Annotated in this window: 3 protein-coding genes and 1 pseudogene; 2 read left to right on the forward strand and 2 right to left on the reverse strand. The window is 68.8% G+C overall.

All coding sequences use genetic code 11. The annotated features are described in order from the left end of the window. A partial coding sequence (locus AC1D15_RS22640; protein WP_477827738.1) for a DUF8811 domain-containing protein occupies positions 1–1,928 on the forward strand: 1,928 nt, incomplete at its 5' end. 72 nt (positions 1,929–2,000) lie between these two features. On the opposite strand, the gene AC1D15_RS22645 is transcribed toward AC1D15_RS22640, so the two are convergent. Both AC1D15_RS22645 and AC1D15_RS22650 read right to left on the reverse strand, forming a co-directional pair. After that, positions 2,001–2,309, reverse strand: coding sequence for a hypothetical protein (locus tag AC1D15_RS22645; RefSeq protein ID WP_477827739.1), 309 nt, complete (start codon positions 2,307–2,309; stop codon positions 2,001–2,003). After that, complete coding sequence (locus tag AC1D15_RS22650) at positions 2,297–2,899, reverse strand: RHS repeat-associated core domain-containing protein (RefSeq protein ID WP_477827740.1); 603 nt, start codon at positions 2,897–2,899, stop codon at positions 2,297–2,299. The genes AC1D15_RS22645 and AC1D15_RS22650 overlap by 13 nt, the downstream gene beginning before the upstream one ends. A 219-nt stretch (positions 2,900–3,118) precedes the next feature. On the opposite strand from AC1D15_RS22650, the pseudogene AC1D15_RS22655 reads away from it, so the two are divergent. Then, a pseudogene (locus AC1D15_RS22655) lies at positions 3,119–3,493 on the forward strand (energy transducer TonB); the annotation flags it as partial.

The following is a 3,493-nucleotide window of genomic DNA, read 5'->3' on the forward strand; positions in this document are numbered from 1 at the left end:
CGCAGGTGCCGAGCGCCGTCGCCTTCGGCCTGAAGATCAACTCGCCGGCCTCAATCGCCGGCACCTACGGCAACACCGCGACGGTCGACTGGGCGCCGATCGCCGGCGGCTTCAGCGGCGACGTGGTGTTCGTCGGCACCGCCTGCCCGGGCACGCCGCTGCTGGCCGAMCCGGCCGGCAAGGTGGCGCTGATCGACCGCGGCACCTGCTCGGTCAGCCTGAAGGTGGATGCGGCCGGCGCGGCCGGTGCCACCGGCGTGCTGATCGGCCTGGTCGCCCCCGGCGACGCGGTGTCGTTCAGCAACGGCGGCGGCACGCACTTCGTGCCGACGCTGGTGATCACGCAGTCGACGTCGAACAAGATCAAGGCCAACATCGCGGCACCGGTCAACGTGACGGTCAGCGACGGCACCAAGACGCCGCTGGTCGGCAGCATGGCCAGCACTTCGGCGCGCGGCCCGAGCATCAGCTACCAGACCATCAAGCCCGAGATCGGCGCGCCCGGCGCCTCGGTGTCGGCGGTGGCCGGTGGCGGGACCGAGGAGGAAGCCTTCGGCGGCACCTCGGGCGCGACGCCGATGATCGCGGGCTCTGCGGCGATCCTGATCGGCAAGTACCCGGCGCGCACGCCGCTGCAGATCAAGGCGATGCTGATGAACAGCGCGATGAACCAGATCTACACCAACCCGGCGCTGCTGCCCGGCGTGCTGGCGCCGATCACGCGCATCGGCGCGGGCGAGGTGCGGGTCGACAAGGCGCTGGCGCTGAAGGCCATCGCCTATGAGCCGACCTCGCTGTCGGCGGCGCTGTCGTTCGGCGCGCAGGAGGTGTCGGCCCCGGCCGAGTACGAGAAGAAGCTGGTGGTCGAGAACTTCGGCACCACGGCCAAGACCTTCGCGATCAAGAGCGCGTTCCGTTTCGCCGACGACCAGGCCAGCGGCGCGGTGACGATCTCGGCACCGGGTTCGGTGAAGGTTGCGGCGGGAGGCCGCGCGGTGGTCACCGTGAAGCTGCGCGTCAACCCCGCCAAGCTGCCCGACTGGACGCTGGAGGCCGGCGCGCAAGGCGGCAGCGGCGACCTGTTCGACGCACCGGAGTACGACGGCTACCTGACGCTCACCGCCGGCACCGAGCTGCTGAGCGTGCCGTGGCACATCCTGCCGCGCAAGGCGGCGCAGAACCTCGCGGTGGCAGCGGTGCGCCCGAACTGGCCGGGCGGCATCATCCTGATGGGCAACGTCGGCGCGGCCGACAGCGAGTTCGACATCTTCGCGCTCACCGGCACCAGCAAGAAGGCCGACCCGGCCGAGCTGCCGAAGCCGGGCGACAACTTCGCGTTCGTCGACATGCGCGCGATCGGCGTGCGCTACGTGGCCGATGCGGGGGCGCTGCAGTTCGCGCTGAGCACCTTCGGGCGGCGCGCGACGCCGAACTACCCGGCGGGCTTCGAGGTCGACATCGACGTCGACCGCGACGGCGTGCCGGACTTCGCGGTCTACAACGCGGAGCAGGGCGGGTTCGGTGCGACCGGCATCAACCTGATCAATGTCGTGAACCTGGCGACCGGCGCGGGAGGCGCCTTCTACTACGCGGATGCGGACTTCAACTCGGCGAACATGATCATGACGGTGCCGCTCGCGGCGCTGGGCCTGACGCCGGACCAGCAGTTCGATTTCACCGCGATCGGCTACGACAACTACTACAGCGGCGACGTGACCGATGCGTTCGCCACGATGACCTTCACGCCGTCCAAGCCGCGCTACGCGGTCAACGGCGACAGCAGCGGCATCGTGCGCAGCCTGCGCATCCAGCGCGTGGACACGCTGACGCCGGTGGGCGGCGCGGCGGCGTCGCCGTCGCAGACCGGGTTCCTGGTGATGCTGCGGCGCGAGGCCGGGACTGAGGCTCAGGTGATCGTCGCGAAGTGACGTGAGGGCTTGAACCGACGGGCCGCGTTCGCGCGGCCCGTTTTCATTGGCGCGGCGATTCCACTGGCAGATTCACTGGCAGAAGCGGAGATGGCCGCCATCGACCACATGCAGGTAGACCGACTCGGCCTTGACCGACACGAACTCGACGGCCGATGCGGCGGAGCGAGCGCTGCAGGCTTCCAGCCGGGTGCTGTGCCGAATCTTGTCGAGCATCAACTCGCGCTCGTGGAGGCGACCATCGTTGAAGCCCACTGCGCGATAGGCTTCGCGCGTGTGCACGTAGACCCACGCGGACACGCTGGTGAGCGCGACGCAGGTCAGAACGAGTGTCACGATGGCCCCACGCGGCCAGAGCCGAAGGCCGTTCATCTTGGACATGTGCAGCGGCGAATGACGGGAGTCTGTCCCGAGCGGAATCCCCAGTCATTCTCTGTCACCCCTTTTGGTGAAGCGGAAATGGACCGGCCGTTGGTCGATGCGATGCCGACGTGCCCTTGCCATGCGAGCAGGTCGCCGGGTTGCGCCGGCCCCGTGACGACTGGCCAGCCGGGAACGGTGTAGTCCGACGTTGACAGGCTCTGCGCGCCGGGCGGGTACATCTCCAGTGCACGTGCGAGGACGCCGCCACCGATGTTCGGCAAGTGGTACCCGGCAGTCTCGAATTGCTCGTCGGCAAACAGGTTGCACTTGTAGGTTCCTGGCCCGAATGCCCTGTTGACGTCCGACCGATCGGCGGCCTTGCTCCAGTCGCGCCGGTCCGAGCGCGCCAACTGGAGGACATCGAGCGATTCCCCGCAAGGGCACAGCCCGTTCGGATCGACGTAGCGCAGCGGGTCGTTGTCGGCGTACGTGTAGGTGTTGGTGCCCGCGGCGAGTCCGACGGGATCGGACTGGACATAGCGGGCCAGTGAGGGCTGCGTGATCGCCCAACTGAAGGCGATCAACAGACAGCCGCGTGCGTGTTTCATGAGACACCCCTGATCTTCGAGTTGATAGGAGCGGCGGAGTCTAGGAAGCCGGGTTCGGCGGCTCAACCCGGCCGGATGTCTCACTCGAAAACCCTCACGCAATGAACTGCATCCCCCTCGGTTGACCGCGTTCAAGGTCACACAATGAGAATCATTCTTGTTTATGTTAAAGTTTTTGAAGTTGTTTGAAGTTGTCCCTCGCCGCACCCCACCCCCACCATGGCCGCCGTTCCCGTCTCCGCGACGCCTCCGCCGTTGCCGCCGCTCAGCCGCCGGCCGGTGCGCACCGACGGGCTGTCGCCGGGGCAGTTGCGTGCCGTCGTCGCCGGCATTGCCGCGTTGCACCTGGGTGCCGGCTGGGCGATCCTGCAAGTGCCTGCGGTGCGCGAGGCCGTCGTGCAAGCGGCGCCGATCTTCGTGAACCTGATCGCGCCACCGGCGCCGCCCACGCCGCCGGCGCCACCGCCTCCACCGGTCAAGCCGGTGACGCGCACCCCGCCGCCGCCGACCCCGCTGGTCACCGCTGCGCCGTCGCCCGCGCCGGCTGCGTTCGTCGCGCCACCGCCGCCGGTCGAGCTGCCGCCCCCGCCCGCG

It is taken from the genome of Rhizobacter sp. P2_H2 (assembly GCF_056403375.1).